Raw genomic sequence first — 18721 nt, 5'->3', positions numbered from 1 at the left:
CTGTGACAAACGGACTTGGTCTGGCCGGATACCTGTGACGAGCACAGGGATGAGGAAGTCAAGCAAGCCGCGGCGGATATCCAAATCTCAACGGGACTTAATCCGCGGTATCGCCCGCCATGAAATGGAGAAACGCTTCGAGATTTGTCCATCCGTCGCCATCCAAGTCCTGTCGCCCATCGCTGGCATCTGCCGGATCGGTGCCGCTTTCGACCTCCCAGTCATCCGAGATACCGTCCATGTCGCTGTCCGGGTACGGCACCCCGGCATCGAGTTGCGGCCAACCGCCGACGTCCTGCGGATCGTTCACGAGCAGCCGTCCGCTGCGATTTCTGACCGCCTCGGTGATGCGGCGATCGACGGCGTCGCGCCGAGGCTTCGTCGCACCCGCACCTGCCAGGACGTCCTCGTAAGCAATTTCGGGCGCAGAAGCGCGGACCGCCGGTGCATCGAATGCCGACACTGAAACGAACCTTCTTTGTTTCTCGGCCAGAACGAGGGTGTCATCCTCGCTGGCGCCAGTGCGATATGGTTCGTCGTAATTGTCCTTCAAATAGATCGCGTGCCCGCGTCCGCTTTCTTCGAAGAGATGAACCAAATGGTCGTTTCGCAGCTTTTCCCCCGCGATCTTGTAGTTGCCGACCACATTAGCCTGGATCCGCGCCCATTCATCGCCGAAGCTTAGGACATATTGCCACTTCGGCGAGAAAAACACGTTGTTCACGACATCGGCGACGGCGCCGGGAATCTTCATCTTTATCAGCGGATTTCTGAACTGGCCGAAAGCGAAGAGAGAGTGATGCACGGAGACGTTGCCGCCCTTCGTGAACAACATGTTGCGCGCACGCTTGTCTTTCCCGGGGCCGCCCCGCAGCAGCGGTTCGCTCGTAATACCCCACTGCCAGGTGAAGTTGCTCGCGTCTTCCGAATCGATCGTCTCGTCTGATCCCCAGCTGGCGGAGATATGATCGAGCATGATGTCCTTCGCCGAGCTGGAGTACATTCCGAGGCCTCCGGAACAACAAGCCTTCACGGCATGCGGACCGGGGCGAAGACGAATGTGCCTGATGATCACGTCATTGGTCACGATTTCGATCGAAGGGCGAGTTTGCGTCTCACCGTTCCGGATGGCAATCCCGCCGCCCGGCGCCGTCTCTCCGGCAATCGTCAGGAATGGATGTCGAACGACCAGCGATCTTTCGCGAAGAACAATGGTGCCGCCCGTGCGGAAAATACAAATGCGCGGTCCGGATGCCTCGATGCACGCACGCAAGGAGCCCTGCCCTGACTCGTCCGTGTTGACGACATAGATCACCTTACCCCCCCGGCCTCCAAGAGAGCCGGCGCCGAAGCCTTCGGCCGTGGGAAAGGCGCGTTGTCTGCCGTCTGGAAGCTTGGGTGAAAGAGGCTCGGCCAGTGCTGCCTGCGCCAGAGCTTGCCGCGAGAGGCCGACCCATGATCCGCAGACCAACCCCGCCAATATCAGGCAACGCGCTATCGTGAAACCAAATGCCCTCACATCACGCGAGTGGTAGATTACCGTCATGCTCTTGTGCCGCCATCCTGCAGAAATATGACACCGACCTTCACAGATAGCCGTAGCGTCGGAGCATCCAGCCGCCCAGCCGCTGGAAGGAAACCTGCTGACGGGCCGGCATCCGTGTTCGCCACGTTTCGTCCTTGTTGAGCGCGATCGATGCGTTCATGCGCAGCCGATTGCCAGCCACCTGATGTCCCGGCCCCATGGCCTCGCCATTCTGCAGCGATGTACCCACCTGACTCAGGTCAAGCTCGAGGAACGTCCCGATTTGCTGCATAACGGCAACAGGGTCAGAGGCGAAATCCTCGTATCTGACACGCATGACCTTTTCAGAGCCCAATTTTCGCGAGAGATATTCAACCGCAAGATTGACCATGCTCCAGCGCAAGGCTGTCCTGAATACCGATTTCGGCTTGATTTCCTTCTGCAAGCCCGATTTGGCATCGCGCTCGTAACCCTTCAGCAACGACCAGGCTACACCGCGCCCGTCACGCACCAGATGAATGACGCGCATGTCGATCCCGGGGATCTGCGCAACGGCCATCGCTCTCCCCGGCAGCTTCGAGGAATCGACGATCACCTGCCGGCCCGAACATGACTGCATTGCGCTGAACAGGCGCTTCGTATGAAGTATATACAGAGAAAATTGTTTTCCGAGACCCATGCCGCTGAGCAGTCTCGTCATCATCGACAGCCCTTCGAACTTTTGCTGAAGGGCGCAATACTCCTCCATCAGCCCGGGATCCTGGCCGTCGGACCACTCCCTGCGGACCGAGCTCCAGAAGGAGCAGTCGCGAATTGCATTGCCGCATGCACAATATTCGTTGTGACGCCAGACGTGACGTGTGAGCGACGTTATCTCTCCGGCTCCCACCACGGCAGCATGCTGCCCCAGCGCAATGTCGAGTATGGTCGACCCGCTGCGTCCGTAACCTGCGATATAAGCGATGCGAACTGGTTGCGAGGGCATCATGAAGCCTTCCATTCTCTAGAAGTTTGATTTCCGCTTCGGGAGACCGCGACGTTCCATTCCGGCCGTGTATGGCTCCGCCTCACGATGCACGGAAATCCAGCAGAAGCTTTTCGATCTCCGATCCGCCCCCGACGCGCTCCAGCGCGGCGAACGAACCATCCTCCTTGAGTTCGAACAAGGTTCCGGCGTTTTCCTGCGCGCGGTTCGTACGGGTCACCACGACCAAGGCGCCCGGGCCGCGGAGATAGGAGTGGATGTTTTCGATTGCGATCCGGATCTGGTCCAGCGAGAAGTAGTTCGTATTTAAAATGTTTGCGGCTCTCACGAGATCGAACCGGCCGGCCAGGTGCTGCGACCGGCTCATAATATCGTCTTCGACGAAGTTTATTTTGCCGTTCTCGGGTAAGGATCGCGTGATCATCTGCACCTGCCTGCTCTTGCCTGCCCGTACACGGGCGCGCAGGCGCGGTTGCAACAGGACACGCGCCAACACGAGCGGGGCAAATGCGAGCGTCACATAGTCCAGCCTTCTGATCCAAGGACGAACAGCGACGCCGCGCAGATCATATTGTAGCGGCCAGCCTTCCGGATCGCAAAAGACCGTGACCCCGGGAGCAAATTCGACGATGTGGGCCTCTACAAAGAGATCGGTCGCTGTAATGTGGACCGTGGCGCCGCAACTTTCGAGGAACTTGGACAGTTCCACCGTCGTCAATCCGGTGGAGACGCCCACATCCAGGATGTCATGGAGCGATGTCGCGCGCTTCGCGATGAACGGCCGGAACGCGACCTCCAACTCCCGAAATCGGGACGGCTGAGTCAGTTTGAAGGTGCCATTGCGCATCTTCAACCGGGCGAAAAAAGCTGATTCCGATACCAGGTCAATCGTGTTTGAATTCAATGAATAAAATTTCTTGGCACTTACGGTCATGGCGTGAGAATCCGTATCCATTCAACCAAAAGCGAATATTTTTCAGAACTTGAAATACCGTTCCGTTGCAGGGCGGGAGTCGCCCTCTTAAAAAATTGCCACGACGTGGCGTCTTAATATGCGTTGTTACTATTCAAAAATCTAATCTAATGACTGGCGGCATCATCCGCTCAGGCAAGACCTATCATAATTTCCGAGGCGCATCAATTTGCAACGTTAGCTGGTGGTGCCGTATTTTCGGCGTTAGATCACGATGATTTTAGGTCGGGTCGGCCCTAAAACACGACGTGACCGGAATGCGGCCCGGAAATCCCACGCAGTTTTCCTCATCCCGCACTGGACTTCCGCACCTTAGTTGTGTTCGATAGGCTGATACTGTTCTTGCATTTATATGCCGTCGGCTCGCCGGCAGTCACTCATTTCACATTCAGCTTTATGGTGTGACCATGCGCATCGTATTCGTCGGCGCCGTCGAGAGTTCCAAAATCGCCTTGAACGCGCTGATAAGGGCAAAGCGCACTCCGGTGCTTGTAATAACGCTGCCGCCCGAAGCAGCCGGGCGCCATTCCGATTTCGTGGGCCTCGGGGAAATAGGCCGGGCGGCCGGAAGCGCGATCCATTACACGACGGACATAAATTCCCAGGCGACGCTGGAGGCCGTTGCAGCAGCCGCCCCGGATTTGTCACTCGTCATAGGCTGGTCGCAGGTCTGCCGGCAGGCGTTCCGGGAGATCGCGCGCGCGGGCACCGTTGGTTTTCATCCGGCAGCCTTGCCGCGTCTGCGGGGCCGCGGCGTCATCCCCTGGACCATCCTCCGGGGTGAGGAACGAACTGGCTCGACCCTTTTCTGGCTGGACGACGGCATCGACTCGGGACCGATCCTGTTACAGCGGCAATTTCCCGTTGCCCCGGACGAGACAGCGCGCAGTCTTTATACAAAGCACACCGAAAACCTAGCTGAGATGGTTGTCGAGGCGGCGGCACAGGTCGAAGCCGGAAACGCGGCGCGTACGGAACAGAACGAGGCGGAGGCGAGCTATTGCGCGAAGCGCACCGCGGAGGACGGCCGGATCGATTGGCATGACCCGGCCGCATCCATCTTGCGGCTGATCCGCGCGGTCGGAGATCCCTATCCGGGCGCCTTTACATTCTACAAAGGCCAGAAAATACGCATTGATGCGGCAACCCCGGTCGAAAATTCCAGGCAATATATCGGCCTGAAAGGGCAGATTCAGGCGCATACTGAGCGCGGGTTCATCGTGCTTTGCGGTGACGGGGAATGCATCGAGGCATACGCATGGGCATGGGCCTCTGACAGGCGGCCTCCGAATCACGGCAAGCTCGGCGGGTCTGACCTGGTTCAGGCTTCTACGCAAAATACATAAGAACAGTAGAAAACTATAATTGGGCCAATACTGGAAAACTGTTTACAACCCACTAAAGACGTGCTTTTTTATTACGGTATTCGAATATGCCAAGGAATTTTGCGTTGCGGTTGGAATGATCGCGAACGCCTATTTTTGTTGAATTCATTTTATCTAGCCTTTCGAGCAGGTCGAATAGACACACAACAGACGCACTGTTCTTAGCCACCATAAGAGTCGGACTCGAAAAGGTTTCAACGATATCCATATCTTGCAAGGCGTCTGGTGAGCATGCGGATGTGAGCGATGGTGATCCACGCTTCTGCTGAAGCGACGGATTTTTCGAAGTCCTTGGCCAGTCTGCGGCATCGACCCAGCCAGGCGAAGGTCCGCTCGACGACCCAGCGGCGCGGCAGGATTTCAAAACCCTTGGCCTTGTCGGAACGTTTGATGATTTCGAGTGTCCATTTCCCGATTTTCTGCAGCCGCTTTTTGAGCTTGTCGCCCGCATAGCCGCCATCAGCGAAGACATGAAGCAACCACGGCCACCGGTTTTTGATGGATTTCAGGAGATCGGGAGCGCCGTCGCGATCCTGAATATCGGCGCTGTGCACCATGAGGCCGACCATCAGCCCGAGCGTGTCGACAATGATGTGGCGCTTGCGGCCCTTAATCTTCTTGCCTGCATCAAAGCCACGGATACCGCCGCTTTCCGTCGTTTTAACGCTTTGGCTGTCGATCGCGCCCGCTGTCGGCGAGGCTTCTTTCCCCTCCAATTCCCGCGCCTCCATGACGAGGTGATGGTTGATCCGTGGCCAAAGACCCATTGCCCGCCATTCATAGAAATATCGCTGCACCGTCGAACAGGGCGGAAAGTCCTTCGGCAGCATCCGCCACTGGCAGCCTGTCGAAGCGATATAGAGAAGGGCGTTTAAAACATCGCGCAAATCAGTCTTGCGCGGACGACCCAGACGCCGTGGCGCAGGCATGAACGGTGCAACAAAATCCCATTCGCGATCCGTGACATCGCTTGCATATCCGCTCGTCCGCCGGACATAATTGCGCCGGGTGGTTTCAGTCCAGGCCATCGTGATCTCCATCGAATCTTTGCAAATCCGACGGAATCACAACTGGCTGAAATCACTCAATTCTTTTTGAGGCAGCCTCTAAGAGCTTTGGGGGGTCGTGCGTTCGTCGTTCGGCGGAGCTGTAGGGCTTAAAAGTATTGGAAGGGGCCGTCATGCAGCGTATACACGCCGCCGCGAAGGCAGTTCGTAATCATTTCCTGGCGTTACCGACTATTTTGGGAAGAGAGGGGGGCAGCAGAGCACCGGCCAGAATGTTCTGGGCGATCTGCGGAGCCGCCCTCGATATCGGCTTCAGGCGGATAAGGGGAGCGGTCCGCAGCGTTCAGAAATATCCTGCCCTCTATCTCACCGACCTGGCATCGGTCGGCGTCGCGCTCGCGATGGCATTATTGCTACGCTACGGCGTCGAAGAACTTTCCGCACGACCAGAGACCGCCTCGGTGCTGCTATGGTCGGGTGCGCAATACCTCACCATATGCGCACTCGTTTTCCCCCTCTCCGGCCTCTACAGCCGAAATTGGAAATATGGGTCCATTTCCGACCTTTTCATCATTTTGCGGGCGGTGTTGCTGACCTCGCTGCTGCTCGTCTCGCTGCTGTTTTTCTCGACCAGGCTCACCGACATCCCGCGCACCGTCGTCCCGATGCAGTCGCTCCTGCTCATCGCCTTCCTGGCAGCTGCGCGGCTGAGCTTCCGTGCTGAGGAACTCGCTCTGAGGCGGCCCGTTTTCAAGTCCGGGCGCAGCAAGGACGCACAGGACGATAAGCGAATTCCGCTGCTGCTCATCGGCGCGAGCGATGCCGCCGACCTTTACCTTCGGGCTCTCGCACGCGATCCCAACGCGACCTATACGCCCGTCGCATGCCTCGACAGGAGTGAGGATCAAACCGGCATGAGCCTGCGCGGCGTGCCGATCGCCGGCCGTATTCAAGACTTCGAGCGGGTGGTTGCAGAGTTGCAGCAACAGGGCAAGCAGCCGCGTCACATCGTCTTCACCGAGGCCCCCGCGGCCTTTGGAGAGGAGGCATCCGACGGCCTTTTGAGATCGGCCGAAAGACTAGGCATTGCCGTTTCGCGCCTGTCGCAGATGACGGAGCTGAAGCGCGCCAAGGGTGACAACCCGTACGAGCTGCGCTCGATCGAATTGACCGACCTCCTGGAACGGCCGCAGGCAGCGCTCGACCGGGAGGCGATCGGTCGCCTCGTTCGCGGGCGCCGGGTGCTCATCACCGGAGCCGGCGGCTCGATCGGCAGCGAGTTGACGGCCCAGGTCGCCGCCTGCGAACCGGCGGAGATCGTCCTGATCGACAACACGGAATACAATCTCTACGCAATCGACATGACGCTCACGGAAAGCTTCCCCGAACTTCCGCGGTGGAGCTATCTTTGCAGCGTCCGCCGCAGTCAGCGGGTCGAGGAGATATTCGAGCGGCACCGGCCTGAGCTCGTCTTTCACGCCGCGGCTTTGAAACATGTGCCGATGGTCCAGATGAATCCTTGCGAGGGCGTACTCACCAATGTCGTCGGCACCATGAATGTCGCCAACGCCGCCAAGAAATACGGCACGCTCGCGATGGTCCAGGTGTCGACCGACAAGGTCGTCAACTCGACGAGCGTCATGGGCGCGACGAAGCGTCTTGCCGAGCTCTACTGTCAGGCGCTCGACCTGAACGGGCTCGAAACAGGCCTCGGCCCGCGCTTCATGACCGTCCGCTTCGGCAACGTGCTGGGTTCCAGCGGTTCGCTGATTCCGCTCTTCAAGCGTCAATTGGCCCGGGGCGGCCCCCTGACCGTGACCGACGCGAATATGACTCGGTTCTTCATGACGATCCGCGAGGCGGTGGAACTCACCCTGCAGGCTTCCGCCTACGGCTTCGAAAAGCAGCTCGGCCAGGGCGAGATCTTCGTGCTGGACATGGGTGAACCGATCAAGATCATCGATATCGCCCGCCGGATGATCCGGCTTGCCGGCTTCACGCCGGACCAGGAGATCGAAATCAAGATCATCGGCTGCCGGCCGGGCGAAAAGCTCTTCGAGGAGCTTTTCGACGAGACCGACAAGCGCACGAGCTCGCCGGTCCCAGGCGTCCTCGGAGCGGTCCCCGAACCCATTCCGCTGCCGACGCTGAGGGACGCTTTCGCGCGCCTGCAGCGCCATTCGGAACGGGGGAACGAGGCCAGCGTCGTGGCGGTCATGCGCGAATTGCTTCCTCGATATGAGCACGAGGCGGATCGCAAGATGGCGGCCGCGAGCAAACGCACACCGTTGCGGCCGAAGAGCCGGATCAAGGCCAAGGAAGCGAAATCACCACGCGGCTACCGCGCGGAGTTCCGCCTGCCCGGAAGGTGACGACCTACACGATCGGTGCGGCCGCCTGCGAAAGCCCGCCGATCGGAAGCCGTGCCGCGCGCCGATATTGCAGCAGACCAGTCGGCGCCCCCCGCGCGGCCCGCGTATACAGCCGACGCAGTGAGAAATTGAACGTTGAATACCACCGCTCGACGGTGGAGCCGATCCCGGGAGACGAGCAGTGAATCTTGTTGAAAAGGTTTCTCGCACCGAAGCCGAGCACTTTACGGACCATTTGGCAAAACACGGCGGAGTGGCGCGCCCGTCTCGGCAGAAGCGCGTTATTGCCGTCGTCGCCAGCCTAACGGCATCTCTCGTGATCTTTCGGCTCGAGCTGCTGAAGCGGTTGGTCGCCGCCGGGCACGATGTCATAGCCTTCGCACCCGAACACGACGCCCGGGTCGAGCAGGAGCTTGCATGCATCGGCGTGCGCTTCATCCAGATCCCCATGGCGCGCACCGGGCTCAACCCGCTGGAGGATCTGCGGACCTTGTGCACGCTGCGGCGACACTTCGCACGGCTGCAGCCTGACGTCGTCCTTCCCTATACCATGAAGCCGATCATCTATGCCGGGATCGCGGCCAGGACGCTCGGGATAAAGGAGCGCTGCTTTCTCGTCACGGGGCTCGGCCATATATTCTCGGAGGCCGCCGGTGCTTCGCTCAAGGCGCGGGCAATCCGCCACCTGTGCGTCCGCCTATACCGTACTGCGCTGCGGGGCGCCCGCGTCGTCTTCGTCTACAACGACGCGGACGACGACGACATTCGCCGCTACCGAATGTTGCAGGCCGGCCTCTCGCCTACGATGATCTCCGGATCGGGCGTCGATCTCGACCATTTCGAATTCTCGAAGCCGCCTCGCGGCGGGCCGACTTTCCTGATGGTCGCCCGGCTGCTGCGCGACAAGGGCGTCGTCGAATATGTCGAAGCCGCACGGATCGTGCGTCGCTCTTTCCCGCATGCCAGATTTCAGCTGCTCGGCCATTTCGACAGCAACCCGACGGCGATTTCCCGCGAGGAAATCGACGGCTGGGTACGCGAGGGAATACTCGACTACCTTGGCACGACAGTGGACGTGCGGCCTTATCTCGCGGCGTGTAGTGTTTTCGTTCTGCCTTCCTATTACCGCGAAGGAATTCCGCGGAGCATTCTCGAGGCCCTGGCGACGGGACGGCCAGTGATCACGACGGATTTGCCGGGCTGCCGAGACACCGTGCAGCCGGGAACCAATGGTATGGTCGTGAAGCCGCGCGACGTCGCCGCGCTCGCCGACGCCATGGTCGCCTTTGCGCAGGACCCGGACCTGTCAGAGAAAATGGGAACGCGGTCGCGAGAGCTCGCGGAAACCAAGTTTGACGTCCACATGATCAACAGGATGCTGTTTGCCGGCATGCACCTGGCCGAGTGAGGGATTTTCATCGTGCCGCAGATCAGCCACCGAGAACGTCGCCGGAGCGGCAGACATGGGTCGCTGCGATGATAATGCATGTCATCACCAATTTCACCGCGAGCGCCGGCGCCGAAACGATGCTGGCGCGGCTGCTGCGCGGTGCGACGGACGAGCGCATCGTCGTGGTCTCTCTCATCGGCGTTTCCGAGCGGAACCGTCGCCTCGCCGACAATCCGAGGGTCGCCTATGTCCCGTTAGGAGCGGCTTCGCTCGCGGCGCTTCCCGGCGCGATCCTGCGGCTTGCCCGACTGATCCGGAAGGAGCAGCCTGACGTGATCCTCTGCTGGATGTACCACGCGATGGTCGCCGGCACCCTGGCGGCGGGCATGGCGCGGCATCGGGCGCCGGTTTTCTGGAACGTGCGCCAGTCTCTGGACGATCCCGCTTCCCTTACGCGCAGTTCCCGCGTCGCGATTGCGGCCGCGAAACTGTTGTCGCAGCGGCCGAGCGGCATCATCTACAACAGCGCCCGCGCGCTCGATCTGCATCGCGCGTACGGCTATGCAAACCGGAACGCGGTCGTCATTCCCAATGGCTTTGACCTTCCGCAGCTCGCGGCTCCCGAACCGCGAACGGCTCGGCGAATAGGTATTGTGGGCCGCTTCCACCCGCAGAAAGATCACGGAACTTTCTTCAAGGCGGCCGCTCAGGTGGTGAAGACCCACCCGCAGGCGGTCTTTTCCGCAGCCGGCAACGGACTCGTCCGTGACAACCCGGCGGTCATCGAGCTGATGGCACAAGCCGGTCTTCCGGCCCACGCCGTCGATCTCCGGGGGGAGGTCAGCGACATGCCTGAATTCTATCAAGGCATCGATCTCTTGGTCCTCTCATCGCGGACCGAAGGTTTCCCGAACGTCATCGCGGAGGCCATGAGTTTCGGCAAGCCGATCGTCACGACGGATGTCGGTGACGCAGCCGCGGTCGCCGGAAAGGCCGGTATCGCCGTACCGGCGCGCGATCCCCAAGCGCTCGCCGATGCAATGCGCGCCTTTCTCGACCTGCCGGAGGCGGAGTATGCGCGCTATGCGCGCACGGCGCGGGAACGCATCGAGAATGAGTATGCGATTGCTGCAGTGACCACCAAATATTCGGAATTCCTAATGGCTTAAATGAATGAATTGCCCACAACTAATTGATGCAACCCTGTCCAACATATGGTGCTTTTCGGTTGCATCATACAACCACATGTGACTTTCCCAAACTTTCCTGTTCAGTTGAAAGTAATTGATGGTTTCTAAGATAAGTAGTATATATAGTTTTTATTTGAAAGTGAATTAATTCCTGGTGGCGGCAAGCGACTATAGGCTGAGGATCACTTTGCGCCCTATTCTCAATTTACCCGCCCTCCGGCCTACAGCTAGAGGAAATCAAAATGATTCTGAAGGGAACCAATCTTTCCGACACGATCCGCGGCGCTCTGAGCGACGATGAGCTCTGGGGCTACGCGGGCGACGACTATCTCGATGGCGCCGAGGGCAATGACAAGCTTTTTGGCGGCGATGGCAATGACTTCATCGTCGGCGGGCTCGGCGACGACTATGCCGAAGGTGGCGCGGGTAACGACCGGTTCGACGGCGGCCTTGGCCATGACACGCTGAAGGGCGGACTAGGGAACGACATCTTAGACGGCGGTGACGGCAGCGACATTCTCGATGGCGGCGACGGCCATGACCAGATCCTGGGCGGCCGGGGCCACGACAAGATTTTTGGCGGCGCAGGCGAAGAATACATCGACGCAGGGGATGGCGACGACATCATCTATGCCGGTTCGGGAGACGACGGCTTCAACAACCGGGTAAATCCCGCAACCGGGCAGGTCACGCAGCAAGCGGTCGCCGGCGGCGCCGGCCACGACAGGATATATGGTGAAGACGGCAATGACGCTCTCAAGGGCCAATCCGGCAATGATTGGGTTTATGGCGGCATCGGCAACGACATCGTCGATGGCGGCGACGGGAACAACTATCTCGACGGTGGCGACGGTAATGACGTGCTGGATTCCGAGGGCGGCATCGACGAGGCCCACGGCGGCATCGGCAATGACAAGATCGTCGTCGGTGCCGGCGACGATCGGGTCTTCGGGGATGACGGTGACGACATGCTGTACGGCGAAGCCGGCAACGATTCCTTGAGCGGCGGCAACAACTACGATCGCATTTTCGGCGGCGACGGCAACGATACCCTGCGCGGCGACGCCGGCCGGGATGTCCTCATCGGCGAGGCGGGAACCGATATTCTATGGGGCGGAGCCGATTCCGATCGTTTCGTCTTCAAAGGTGCCCCGGTGCTCAGTGGTCAGGATACCGTCATGGATTTCCAGGATGGCGTCGATTTCCTCGTCATAGAGAAGCTCGGGATTAAGCAATACTCCAGCTCAGGCGCTGCAGGCACCGTCTACGCCTATGATGCCACGGGCGGCGACGTGCTGGTAAAAGGCTACGACTCCTCCGGCAAAGCCTTCTCCATTCTGCTGGACGATCCCAACGGCACCCTTAGCGCCGCGAACTTTTCGAGCAGCGATTTCCTTTTCGCCTGATCGGTGAAGGAAGCGTCGGCGCAGCGCAGCGCGTCTATGGACGCGCGTCGCTGCGCTTCGAACCAATTGCCTGTTTCGAAGCCTACTACGCGTTCACGCTCCCGTCCTGAAAATCCGTCAGGCCCGTCATCGATTTCCATGCTTCGATCCCTTCCCGGAAGGAGAGCGGCGCGTAGCTCAGTTCGTTTGCGGCCTTGGAAACGTTGAGGACCCTGAAACCGCGCGGCGCCGCATCGGTGCTGTCGCCCTCCACGGCAATGAGGTGCCGTTCTGCCCCGACTGCATCGGCGACGATCTGGGCGGCTTCCAGCGACGTGCAAGCACGCCCGCTCCCCGCATTGAATACGCCGCCTTCGGCTGTCTCCACCGCCTGCAGCGCCAGCGTCACGACATCGTCGACATAGACTAGGTCGACACTGTATCGCCCCCCGTCCTGAATGACGAGGGAACGCCCGCTTCCGAGTGTTCGTACGAAGGTGGGCACCATTCCGGTATCGTGCATGCCGGGACCGTACACCGATGCGAGGCGGAGCACCGTGACCGGCATGGCGCTGGATTTGCCGAAGGCCAGCACACAGATTTCGGCCGCGAGCTTGCTCGCCAGATAGTAGCTCGCCCGGTGCACGGGATAGGCCGGGCTCGCTTCCGAAGCGGGCTCCGTGCCGGGAGCATAGACCTGCGCGGATCCGAACAGGACAAAACGCTTCACGCCCTGCGATGCCGCTTCCATCGCGATCTGGATGGCCCCGTTCGTGTTGATCTCGAAGCATCGGGCGGCCTGACGCGCATCGCTGAGATCGGCGGGAATGTAGGCGGCAAGATGAAGAACGGCATCGGATTGACCTAGCGGCGGGAGAGGATCGCCGATCGACCATTTCTCGACGCCGAGACGCGCGCCGATTCTGGCTGCGGCCCGCTCCGGATCGCGCGCAAGTGCAGTGACCTCGTACCCTCTCGACAGGGCACGATCGATCAATCTGGCACCGATGAAGCCGGTCGCGCCGGTAACCACCAGCCGCATCTTCCTCACACCGTCTCGTCGAGTTTCGCGGGCGCAGTGACCAGGTCGCCGGGGCTCACCACGGTTTCAGACCAGTGCCGCAATATCGTCACCGGCGTGATCTGCGGCTGCTCGATCGGCTCGTCGAAGAGAAGATGGCGGATGCACATCTCCACCTCGTTGAAGCCCGCATGGATCCTGACCGCCGTGGTTCCGGAGAACCGCGCATTGATCTCGAAGATGCGGGGGACACCGTCGTCCAGACGGAACTGGAAGTTCGCCGGACCATAGGCACCGAGGGCATCGGCAGCTTCTGCCATGGCCTTGTTCAGTGCGGGGAAAGGCTCTGCAAATGCCCTGTAGGTATTGCCGTCCCGAAGGTCCCGGCGCATGACGATCGTCGCACGGCACTTCCCGTTGAAGGTCAGCGTGCCGGCGGTGTACTCGCTCGTTTCGGAGCCGACATGTTTCTGGATCACGATCCCGGGCTGCTCCTCAATTGCGCGCGCCAACTGCTCGCGGTTGCGAACGACGCTGAAGCCGATCGAACGTGCCCCGACTCTCGGTTTGATGACGAGCGGAAATCCGCATTCCTGAATCAGAGCGTCTTCATCGCCCGGCAGACAGGAGGGAACATATCCCAGGCCGCGCTCGCGAAAGAACTCGGAGGTCAGCCACTTGTCGTTGGCGATCGACACCACCCGCGGCGAACTGATGATCACCTTGGTTCCGTAGGTTCTCTCGATCGCGTTCCTGTTCGCCGCGAGGATCGGAAGTTCCACGTCGGTTCCCGGAATGAGGATGTCGGGCCGTTCGGCATGCAGGAGTTCGCCAAGCCGGTCCAGATATGAAGGGTCCTTGGCCATCGGCACGAGATAGGCGGCATCCCCCCAGTAAAGCCCGGCCGAGAGCGGACTTGGGTCTCCCACGATTATCCTCGCGTTCAAGGTCGAGCGCCGTAGAGCGCGAATGATGCCTTGCCCGAGCAGGGCACCTGCCCCGGTGATAAAGACCTTCATGACCGCCCTGCTCCCAATTCGATTAGCTGATCTCTGCAATGGCCCAGTTCGCTCAACCGGTGCGCATCGGAACCGATCGAAACGAACGGATTGACCTCCTCGCACAGGGCCAGAAACGCCGGCATGTCGACGAGGTAGGAGGAGTTGATCTCGATCGCGATCCGCCGTTCGACGGTCGCTCTCATCAAGTCCCTGAAATAGGTTTCCGGAAAACGCCCGTGCCGCCTCAGGCTCATGCCGCCCGGATGCGCCAGGACGTCGATGGGCGCGTTTTTGACCATTCCCATCGACAGGCGAAACTCGATCCCGGCGGTCTCTTCATAGGAAAGCCGCTTGAAATCCAGATAGCCGCCGCGTCCGTCCGGGAGCCTGTGAACGACGCCGAGAACGATATCGCATCCGTCCAGCACGTCCTGCGACACATCCAGCCTGCCGTCGTCATCCATCGCTTTCGTCTCGCAGCCGACATAGACGCTCATATGATCAAAACCACGCGCAGCGGAGCGGATCTCGTCTCTGAACTCAGGAAACCATGACGTGTCTTCGCGTACGTGCTCCGTGAAAGCCAGCTCTGCGAGACCGCGTTCACTGGCCGTTTGCAGGATTTCAAGCGCAGTCGCCTGCCCGTCGGTCCAACTCGTGTGAACCTGGAACTCCACGTTCAGTTGCTCTCGGCTGATGTCCCGATAGCGGCAGAACACAGGCCTGCCAGCACGTATCTTCTCCTGTCCATTCATGCGTCACTCGGCCCTTTGACAAAAGCTGCGGCGGACATCTCACTGTTCACGACAGCGCGTAAGCAGGCTGAAGACCCTCGGCGCCGGACAGGTGGAGCGAGGACATATCCGCCCAGGCGATGAAGTGCGGGTTTGCGAAGGCGCTGTCCTCCTCCTGCACCGTCTTGCCGTAGAGGAGGCGCGAGCCGTCCAAGCGGACGACCGATCCGCCGGCAGCTTTCAGCACCGCGTCGCCGGCGGCCGTATCCCACTCCATCGTGCGGCCGAACCGCGGATAGACGTCCGCCTTGCCCTCAGCCAGCAGGCAGAATTTCAGCGACGAGCCCACGGAAGCGTAGTTCATGACGCCGTGGCCGTTGAGGAAGGCCTCGGTCTCGGAACTGTTGTGCGAGCGGCTGGCAACCGCCGTCAGTTCCACACCCCGCATCCTCACGCGGATCGACTGCCGGTGTTCGAGTGCCCATGCCGGATCGAGCAGAAGCTTTTCCGCCCTGCCGCCGTCGGCGACATAGGCGCAGCGCTGCGCGGGTGCATAGACGATGCCGGCAACCGGCACATTGCCCTCGATGAGGGCAATGTTGACGGTGAAGTCGTTTCGGCGATTGATGAATTCCTTCGTGCCGTCGAGCGGATCGACGAGAAAGAACGTGCCGCCGCTGATATCCGGAACGCGGCCCGAGGAAACAGACTCCTCGGCAACCACGGGGATGTGCGGAAACGCCGCCGCAAGTCTCTCGAGAATGATCGCTTCGGCCCGCTCGTCGGCTTCGGTGACGGGCGAGTGATCGTCCTTGTAGCAGACTTGGGGACCGGCGTCGTAGACCTCGAGAATTGCCGCTCCCGCATCGAGCGCTATGCGCTCCAGCATTTTGCAAAGGGGCGTCATTTGTCCTCCATCCTGCGGTCAAGGAATTCCTCGATCGCGAGCGCCAGGTCGGTCGGTTCATGGCCGACGGTGCGTATATGGAGTTCCGGATTTTCCGGGGCCTCATAGGGCGAGGATACGCCGGTGAAGTTCGCGATCTTGCCGGCGAGCGCCTTCTCGTAGAGCCCCTTCGGATCGCGGCGCGCACACTCGTCGAGCGGCGTGTCGACGAATATCTCGATGAACTCGCCCTCCGCCATCAATTCCCGCGCCATCCGCCGCTCGTCTCGGAACGGCGAGATGAAGGAGACGAGAACGATCAGACCGGCATCGGCCATGAGCTTGGCCACCTCCGCCACGCGGCGGATGTTCTCTACCCGGTCCTCCTCGGTAAAGCCGAGGTCCCGGTTAAGGCCGTGACGCACATTGTCGCCGTCGAGCAGGTAGGTATGCTTGCCCTGAGCGTGGAGGATCCTGTCGAGCTCGTTCGCGATGGTCGATTTTCCGGAGCCGGAAAGCCCGGTGAACCAGAGAACTGCAGGGAGCTGATTTTTCATGGCGCTGCGCGCGCTCTTGTTAACCTCGAGCGCATGCCAGTGGACGTTGTCTGCGCGCCGGAGCGGAAAATCGATCAACCCCGCACCAACCGTGGCATTCGTCACCCGGTCGACGATGATGAAATTGCCCGTCGCCCGGTTGTCCTTGTAGGCGTCGAAGGCGATCGGCGCCTGTGTCGAGATGTTGCAGACACCCACTTCATTCATCTGCAGCGACTTCGCCGCCTCACGGATGAAGCTGTTGATGTTGACCTGGTGCTTGAGCGTGGTGACCGTCGCGCTGACGCTGTCGGTCTCCGTGCGCAGGATATAGCTTCGTCCCGGCATCATCGGGTTCGCATCGAACCAGATCACATGCGCCTGGAACTGGTCCGCCACGAAGGGCCGGGCACCGGGGGCGACGAGCATATTGCCGCGGGACGCATCCACCTCGTCAGAGAGGACCAGTGTCACCGCTTCGCCTTCCTCTGCCGTCGCAAGCTCCCCGTCAAAGGTCACGATCGCCTTGACCGATGTGCGCTGCCCGGTCTTCGCGACGGCGACCGGATCGCCCACGGAAATCCTCCCGCAGGAGATCTGCCCGGCATAGCCGCGAAAATCCGCGTTCGGCCGCATGACCATCTGAACCGGGAAGCGGAAAGGCCTTGCCTCGTCCGTTGGCTCGAGTTCGACCGTTTCCAGATATTCGAGCAGCGCCGCCCCTCTGTACCAGGGCGTATTGGTGGAAGCCGAGATGACGTTGTCGCCGTCTCGCGCCGAGATCGGGATTGGCCGTATGCTGGCAAAACCGAGCTCTTTGGCGAAAGCCATGTAGTCGGCGACGATTTCCTCGTACACCTGTTGTTGATAATCAACCAGATCGATCTTGTTGACGGCCAGCACGACATGGCGGATGCCGAGGAGTGAGGCGATATAGGAGTGGCGCCGGGTCTGCTGGAGAATGCCCTGCCGGCTGTCGATGAGGATGATGGCGAGATCCGCCGTAGAAGCGCCGGTCACCATGTTGCGCGTATATTCCTCGTGGCCGGGCGTATCGGCGACGATGAACTTGCGTTTGGACGTGGCGAAGTAGCGATAGGCCACGTCGATGGTGATGCCCTGCTCGCGCTCGGCCTCAAGCCCGTCGAGAAGCAAGGCGAGATCGATCTCCTTACCGTTGGCGGTGCCGGGAGAGCCGACCCGCCCGAGGTTTGCGAGCTGGTCTTCGAAGACCAGCTTCGCATCGTAAAGCAGTCGCCCGATCAGGGTCGATTTGCCGTCGTCGACCGAGCCGCAAGTGATGAATCTCAGGATCGACTTGTTGTCGTGCTCGGCCAGATGCGCTTCAATGTCATGCGGTGGTATGGATTGAACATACGACATCAGAAGTAGCCCTCCCGCTTCTTTTTCTCCATCGCCCCGACCTCATCCGTGTCGATCAGCCGGCTCTGCCGTTCGGACGTGCGCACCGTCAGCATTTCCCGCAATATCTCGGGAACGGTGACAGCGTCGGACTCGACCGCCCCGGTCAGCGGATAGCAGCCAAGCGTGCGGAAACGCACGAGCTGTTCGGTAACCTCCTCTTCGGGTTGGATGGGCATGCGGTCGTCGTCGACCATGATCAGCATACCCTCTCGCTTCACGACCGGGCGCCTGGCCGCGAAATAAAGCGGCACGATCGGAATTTCCTCGCGCAGGATGTACTGCCAGATGTCGAATTCGGTCCAGTTGGAAAGCGGGAAGACTCGCATCGTCTCGCCTTGTCCGACCCGCGTATTGTAAGTCTTCCACATCTCGGGCCGCTGGCGCTGCGGATCCCAGCCGTGCTGGGCGCTGCGAATCGAGAAGATGCGTTCCTTGGCGCGCGACTTCTCCTCGTCGCGCCGCGCGCCTGCGAGCGCCGCGTCGAAACCGTATTTCTCGAGCGCCTGCCGGAGCCCCATCGTCTTCATGACATGGGTGTGCACGTTGGAACCGTGCGTGAATGGCCCGATGCCCTGCTCGACCCCGTCCTGATTGACGTGGACGAGGAGATCGAAGCCGAGCTCTCGCGCCATCCGGTCGCGAAACTCGATCATCTCCCGGAACTTCCATTTGGTATCTACATGCAGGAATGGAAATGGCGGCTTGGCGGGGTAGAACGCCTTCATCGCCAGGTGCAGCAGTACCGAGGAGTCTTTGCCGATCGAGTAAAGCACGACCGGATTGGAGAATGTCGCAACAACTTCTCGAATGACATGGATCGCTTCGGCTTCAAGCCGCCGAAGATGGGGAAGAGACATATCGCAATCCCTCTGATTTTAGATAATAAAAATGGTATGCAAATAAAAA

General features: G+C 60.3%; 15 protein-coding genes. 5 read left to right on the top strand and 10 right to left on the bottom strand.

Going from position 1 to position 18721, the window contains the following annotated elements:
• Window positions 1-97: 97 nt before the first annotated feature.
• The 3 genes from JOH52_RS26230 to JOH52_RS26220 form a co-directional block, all read right to left on the bottom strand.
• Entirely contained in the window at window positions 98-1546 is a 1449-nt protein-coding gene (locus JOH52_RS26230; RefSeq protein ID WP_017275915.1) for a thrombospondin type 3 repeat-containing protein, read from the bottom strand.
• A 40-nt stretch (window positions 1547-1586) separates the two neighbouring features.
• Window positions 1587-2525 carry a sulfotransferase family protein gene (locus JOH52_RS26225; protein WP_017272722.1) on the bottom strand — a complete coding sequence of 313 codons (939 nt, stop codon included), beginning with the start codon at window positions 2523-2525 and terminating at the stop codon, window positions 1587-1589.
• A 67-nt stretch (window positions 2526-2592) separates the two neighbouring features.
• Window positions 2593-3465, bottom strand: a complete 873-nt coding sequence (locus JOH52_RS26220; RefSeq protein ID WP_017275913.1) for a hypothetical protein — start codon at window positions 3463-3465, stop codon at window positions 2593-2595.
• Window positions 3466-3890: 425 nt separating this feature from the next.
• Between JOH52_RS26220 and JOH52_RS26215 the strand changes: the two genes are divergently transcribed.
• Window positions 3891-4829: a methionyl-tRNA formyltransferase gene (locus JOH52_RS26215; RefSeq protein ID WP_088194930.1), complete on the top strand. Its 939-nt coding sequence runs from the start codon at window positions 3891-3893 to the stop codon at window positions 4827-4829.
• 233 nt (window positions 4830-5062) lie between these two features.
• Here JOH52_RS26215 and JOH52_RS26210 read toward each other — a convergent pair whose 3' ends face one another.
• Window positions 5063-5896, bottom strand: coding sequence for an IS5-like element ISRm4-1 family transposase (locus JOH52_RS26210; RefSeq protein ID WP_013851057.1), 834 nt, complete (start codon window positions 5894-5896; stop codon window positions 5063-5065).
• Window positions 5897-6147: 251 nt separating this feature from the next.
• Between JOH52_RS26210 and JOH52_RS26205 the strand changes: the two genes are divergently transcribed.
• The 4 genes from JOH52_RS26205 to JOH52_RS26190 all read left to right on the top strand — a co-directional run bounded on the left by JOH52_RS26205 (window position 6148) and on the right by JOH52_RS26190 (window position 12233).
• Entirely contained in the window at window positions 6148-8247 is a 2100-nt protein-coding gene (locus JOH52_RS26205) for a polysaccharide biosynthesis protein (protein ID WP_017272719.1), read from the top strand.
• Between the two features lie 181 nt (window positions 8248-8428).
• Entirely contained in the window at window positions 8429-9655 is a 1227-nt protein-coding gene (locus JOH52_RS26200; protein WP_088195191.1) for a glycosyltransferase family 4 protein, read from the top strand.
• 68 nt (window positions 9656-9723) lie between these two features.
• Window positions 9724-10806: a glycosyltransferase family 4 protein gene (locus JOH52_RS26195; protein ID WP_088195190.1), complete on the top strand. Its 1083-nt coding sequence runs from the start codon at window positions 9724-9726 to the stop codon at window positions 10804-10806.
• Between the two features lie 263 nt (window positions 10807-11069).
• A complete protein-coding gene (locus JOH52_RS26190) occupies window positions 11070-12233 on the top strand; it encodes a calcium-binding protein (protein ID WP_088195189.1) in 1164 nt (387 codons plus the stop codon).
• An 85-nt stretch (window positions 12234-12318) separates the two neighbouring features.
• Here the strand turns inward: JOH52_RS26190 and JOH52_RS26185 are convergent, their stop codons facing one another.
• The 6 genes from JOH52_RS26185 to cysD are packed head-to-tail and all read right to left on the bottom strand — an operon-like array spanning window position 12319 to window position 18672.
• Window positions 12319-13254, bottom strand: a complete 936-nt coding sequence (locus JOH52_RS26185) for an NAD-dependent epimerase/dehydratase family protein (RefSeq protein ID WP_003536051.1) — start codon at window positions 13252-13254, stop codon at window positions 12319-12321.
• A 5-nt stretch (window positions 13255-13259) separates the two neighbouring features.
• Window positions 13260-14252, bottom strand: a complete 993-nt coding sequence (locus JOH52_RS26180) for an ATP-grasp domain-containing protein (RefSeq protein ID WP_088195187.1) — start codon at window positions 14250-14252, stop codon at window positions 13260-13262.
• A complete protein-coding gene (locus JOH52_RS26175) occupies window positions 14249-14989 on the bottom strand; it encodes a PHP domain-containing protein (RefSeq protein ID WP_010975594.1) in 741 nt (246 codons plus the stop codon). The genes JOH52_RS26180 and JOH52_RS26175 overlap by 4 nt, the downstream gene beginning before the upstream one ends.
• A 46-nt stretch (window positions 14990-15035) precedes the next feature.
• Entirely contained in the window at window positions 15036-15875 is an 840-nt protein-coding gene (gene cysQ, locus JOH52_RS26170; RefSeq protein WP_088195186.1) for a 3'(2'),5'-bisphosphate nucleotidase CysQ, read from the bottom strand.
• Window positions 15872-17773 (bottom strand): bifunctional sulfate adenylyltransferase/adenylyl-sulfate kinase NodQ, encoded by a 1902-nt coding sequence (nodQ, locus tag JOH52_RS26165; protein ID WP_088195185.1) that lies wholly within the window; start codon window positions 17771-17773, stop codon window positions 15872-15874. The genes cysQ and nodQ overlap by 4 nt, the downstream gene beginning before the upstream one ends.
• Entirely contained in the window at window positions 17773-18672 is a 900-nt protein-coding gene (gene cysD, locus JOH52_RS26160) for a sulfate adenylyltransferase subunit CysD (RefSeq protein ID WP_010967449.1), read from the bottom strand. The genes nodQ and cysD overlap by 1 nt, the downstream gene beginning before the upstream one ends.
• Between the last annotated feature and the right edge of the window lie 49 nt (window positions 18673-18721).

The sequence above is a fragment of the Sinorhizobium meliloti genome (assembly GCF_017876815.1).
GTDB classification, from domain to species: domain Bacteria; phylum Pseudomonadota; class Alphaproteobacteria; order Rhizobiales; family Rhizobiaceae; genus Sinorhizobium; species Sinorhizobium meliloti.
Note: the sequence above shows the minus strand (reverse complement) of the source record. Positions and strands in the feature narration are given on the sequence as shown.